At 67.4% G+C, this 4,308-nt stretch carries 3 protein-coding genes; all 3 read right to left on the bottom strand.

Annotated features, from left to right (window positions below; translation table 11 throughout):
- Positions 1-126 precede the first annotated feature (126 nt).
- The gene (locus DD1DGNOD_RS30175; protein ID WP_241255939.1) at positions 127-1,368 is read right to left on the bottom strand and encodes an ABC transporter permease; all 1,242 of its coding nucleotides are present in this window, start codon (positions 1,366-1,368) and stop codon (positions 127-129) included.
- Positions 1,368-2,621, bottom strand: coding sequence for an ABC transporter ATP-binding protein (locus tag DD1DGNOD_RS23480; RefSeq protein ID WP_131768589.1), 1,254 nt, complete (start codon positions 2,619-2,621; stop codon positions 1,368-1,370). Before DD1DGNOD_RS23480 ends, DD1DGNOD_RS30175 begins: the two co-directional genes overlap by 1 nt.
- 262 nt (positions 2,622-2,883) lie before the next feature.
- Positions 2,884-3,738, bottom strand: a complete 855-nt coding sequence (locus DD1DGNOD_RS23475) for a PadR family transcriptional regulator (protein WP_241251807.1) — start codon at positions 3,736-3,738, stop codon at positions 2,884-2,886.
- Between the last annotated feature and the right edge of the window lie 570 nt (positions 3,739-4,308).

Here is a 4,308-nt window from a genome sequence, read left to right as displayed (position 1 = left end):
CGCGGGCACCGGCAGCGGGGCGGCACACGCGGAGGCGGGTTACGGGTTACCTCGGGCAATGCTTCACCGGAACCTGTTCACCGGAAGCGGGCCGTCCTTACCTACAGGGAGCGGTGACAGGCGCACCTACAGGGAGCGGTGGTAGACGTCGAAGGCGCGGGTCGCGAGTCTTCCCGCCACCAGCGCCAGCGCGGCAAGGTAGGACAGATGGAGGCCGACGGAGAGCCAGTCCGGGTCGACCGATCCGACCTCGCGGACGGCGGTCACCGCCCAGTCCACCGGGTTGACCCAGGCGACAGCCTGCATCCAGCCCGGCATGAGATCCTTTGCCATGATCGCGGATGACAGGAACGTCAGCGGCAGGATGCAGAAGTTCACCGCCGCGATCAGGACCTCTTCCCTGCGCACGATCAGGGCGAGCGCATAGGACAGGGACGCCACGATGACCGCGATCAGCGCGGCACCGGCGAGCAGTACGGCCGGACCCAGCAGCCCGTTGTGGTACCGGGCTCCGATCGCCCAGCCGAGCAGCATGATGATGACCGACTGGATGATGGTCACTATCACCTGGAAGACGAGTCTGCTGCCGATCAGGGCGCCGCGCCGGACCGGGGACGTCAGCATACGATCCGTCACGCCGCGGTCGATCTCGATGATGGCGTTCATCCCGGACCAGCCTGCCGAGAACAGCGCGCTCATCACCACGACGCCGGGCGTGAGGAAATCGAAATAGGAGCCGCCGCCGAAGCCGGGAACGTCCACGACCCGGCGGAACAGCGACCCGAACAGGGGCAGCCACACCACCGCCTGCACGATCGTGATCGCCAGGTAGGCCGGCTGGCGCAGCGTCGAATGCAGGTGACGAACGGTTAGCCACCATAGCTGGCTGCCGGCCGAGGCCGTGAATTCGCTCCGCTCGGCAGGCAGCGGCCGTGACCTCAGGATGTCCGTGGCGCTGTCAGGGCCGGCCGGGATGCCGACTTTGGTGGCGGCGCCGGGCGAGGCGTTGATCGTGGTGTTGGGGTTGGCCAGGATGTCGCTCTTGGCGGTGGCGCTGGCCAGGGTGCCGGTCTTGCTGTCAGGGCCGGCTGGGATGCCGGCTTCGACGTTGCTGCCGGTCGGGGTGCTGATCGTGGTGTCAGGATCGGCCGGGGCATCGGCTGTGGGATCGGCTGTGGGATCGGGGCCGGAAGCATCGGTGCTGTCGTCCGTGTCCGTCCTGGCGTTGGTTCTGATGTTGGTTCTGGTGTCGGTGCTACTGGCCGTCCCGGCGTTCGTGCTGCCGGTCGCCTCGGTGTCGGCGGTCGTGTCGGTACCCACGGTTGTGTCGGTGCCGGCGGTCGTGTCGGTGTCAGTGAGGCCTGCCATCAGGCCACCCCCTTGTCCGGAACAGCTTTGCGCTGGGCAGCCTTGTCCTCAGTGGTCTTGTCCTGGGTGGCGCCGGCATCCGGCCCGGAACCGGAACTCGCGTCGGCGGTGAACCGGCGGCCGACGTGGCGCAGGTAGACGTCGTCGAGGGACGGCCGGGCGATCGTCGCCGCGACCACCGCAACGTCCACGCGGTCGAGGGCTGCGAACACGGCAGGTAGCGATGAGGCGCCGTGCGTCACCCGAGCGTGAACCTCTCGGCCGTCCACCGTGGTTCCGGTGACGCCCGGGACCTGGCCGAGGGCCGCGGTCACCGTGTCCACGACCGCGGCAGCCGGGACGGTCGCGAGCTCAAGGTGGACGGCGTCACCTTTCAGTTCGCTCTTGAGCTCGTCGGGGCTGCCTTGGACGAGGATGCGCCCGCCGTCGATGATGGCGACGAGGGACGCGAGCCGGTCTGCCTCCTCGAGGTAATGCGTGGTGAGCAGGATCGTCAGGCCGTCCGCCGCGAGAGAACCGATCTCGTCCCACATCTGGGCGCGTGCCTGTGGGTCCAGGCCGGTGGTGGGCTCGTCGAGGAAGAGCACACTGGGCCGGTGAACCAGGCCGACCGCCACGTCGAGCTTGCGCAGCATGCCGCCGGAATAGGTGCGCGCCGGCCGGTCCGCGGCCGCTGCCAGCTCGAACTGGTCGAGCAGCGCGGCGACCCGGTCGATCACCATGGGGCGGGGCAGTCCGTGCAGACGGGCGGCAAGTGCGATGTTCTCGCGACCGGTCGCCTCCAGATCGATGCCGGACCGTTGGGCGACGACACCGATGCGGTGCCGGACCTGGCCGGGGTGGGCGAGGACGTCGATCCCGGCCACGCTGGCTGTTCCCGAGTCCGGGCGCGACAGCGTGGTGAGGATCTTCACCGTCGTGGATTTCCCGGCGCCGTTGGGCCCCAACAGGCCGAACACCGTCCCGGGGGCGACACCGAAGCTCAGGCCGGACAGCGCCTGGACGCCCCCGCGGTAGGTCTTCACCAGGTCTTCGGCCTGGATCGCGAAACGCTCGCCAGGGTTGGTGATCACGGCGGTCCCGAAGGTCGCTGTGTCCGTGTCCGTGTCCGTGGCTGTCCGCGTGGCGCTGGCCGGCTGCGTCAGCGTGGCCGTTGCCGCCGCGGGCTCGACTGTTTCGGGTGCTTCGGCCAGCTGCGTCGTGGAGATGCCGGGTGGCTGCCCGGCGTGTGCCGGAGCCGGGTGTGAGGTCATCAGGTCCCCCTTTTTCTGAATTACTCTTTGTGGCCTCTGGCGGCGTGATCAGGATAGGTCATGGCTGCGCCGGCCGGAGATTTACGTTGGATCTCCCGGAGACCTGGTGGGCCGAAGGCGGCACGATTATTTTCCTTTCGTTCTGCCGGAGGCTCAGGTCTCCGGGTCACCTGTGTCCAGGTCGGCTGGATATGTGATCCTTCAAAGACGAGCAGGAATTGTGGGACGACCGTGAACGGGTCGGATGTCGCAATACGGATAACTATGGATTCTTCCCGTGTAGGAGGTCCGTGTCGGATTCTGTATCGCCGTCCGCGGGTTCGACGGACGACAAGGGATGGCAGGATTGGGCGGCGGGGGATTCGCGGTCGGTGCCCTCCGGTCCGACCCGGGCGGTGATAGCCCGTCCGGTCGTGTTCACGACGGACCTGGGCGCGAAGTCCTTGCGGCTGCCGGCTTCCAGAGCCTTGATCACAACCTCTCGTATCCGGTCGGGATCGGTCTCGCCGCGGGTGTGGATCGCGTCCCAGATGTGGATGCCGTCCAGCGTCCTGTTCGTGATTTCTGAGATGAGCTCGTCCACGTAGCGCAACTCGGCCTCTGTCAGCGCGCTGAAATACTCGGTTTCCAGGGTGAACAGCCGAGGGAGCCCTTTACGTACGGCGAGCGCCTCGCCCGCGTGGCTGTGCTCGATCTGGAGTATGAGCCGGTTGCGGCGTTCGGTGAGCAGCCGGACGGTGTCCTCGGGTGTGAGTACTGCCAGCATGGAAAGCGCCGCCTCGAAACGAAGGTATTCCTTGGCGGGTGTACTGACCAACTCGGACATCCAGTCGTAGAGTTCGGTCCGGCCGGCCGGAGTGATCTCGTAGATGGTCCGTTCCGGCCGCCGACCTTCGCGGAGGGTCTCGCGAGCGGTGATGTAACCGTTATGGGCCAGCGCGTCCACCACCGTGTAGAGCGAGCCGTACGTCAGCTTGATGCTGTCTTCCTTGTGTCGTTCACGCATCGTCGTCGACATCTCGTATGGGTGCATAGGCCGTTCGTTGAGTAGTCCGAGTACGGCGAGAGCCAGCATGTTTGCCATCCGTCGACGGGCCATGTCCTCACCGTTCTCCATCCGCACCGTTCTCCGCTTCCGATTACTCGACTGCGAGTGTCCGGTTACAAAAGCTGGACTGTCAATCCGGCCGGGTGACCGGTGGAGTCGGTAACGGCATTCTGATTCAGGGGATATGTCAGAATTCCCGCCCGGCGTTGCGCAGGAAGTGCGCAGGAGGTTCGGGCCGGTTGGCCGGATCGGATCCGGCGGCGGACGGATCGGGTGGCCGGACCAGGTAGACGGATCCGGCGGATGGACACGTCGGTGGTCCGTCACCGCGGGTCCCGCATGGTCAACCGCTACAACGAGCGCCGCGCGACCCGCTGCGTCATGCTCGGAGATGCGTCGTGACACCTCCGGCGCGGGTGGGCTCGGCGGCGCACCCGCGCCGGCCTCCGGCCAGGTGCACGGACGGCGTATTCGCGCCGGCATCCGCCGGTGCACGGTAGGTATGCCGTGCCATGGACCGCCGCCGGTGGGCGGCTGGGCCATCCCCCACCCACCGGCGGCCCCCCGGGGGTCAGCCGGATCTTCGGCAGGCGGAGCCCGGATTTTCGGCAGGCGGAGCCCGGGGCTATCGGCCGGCAC

The organism is Candidatus Protofrankia californiensis (assembly GCF_900634765.1).
GTDB classification, from domain to species: Bacteria; Actinomycetota; Actinomycetes; order Frankiales; family Frankiaceae; genus Protofrankia; species Protofrankia californiensis.
The sequence above is the reverse complement of the archived record's forward strand: the minus strand, read 5'-3'. Positions and strand labels throughout refer to the sequence as shown.

Excerpts from the sequence above, each read along its gene's own strand:
- DD1DGNOD_RS30175 (WP_241255939.1), bottom strand. The coding sequence starts at position 1,368 with ATGGCAGGCCTCACTGACACCGACACGACCGCCGGCACCGACACAACC.
- DD1DGNOD_RS23480 (WP_131768589.1), bottom strand. The coding sequence starts at position 2,621 with ATGACCTCACACCCGGCTCCGGCACACGCCGGGCAGCCACCCGGCATC.
- DD1DGNOD_RS23475 (WP_241251807.1), bottom strand. The coding sequence starts at position 3,738 with ATGGAGAACGGTGAGGACATGGCCCGTCGACGGATGGCAAACATGCTG.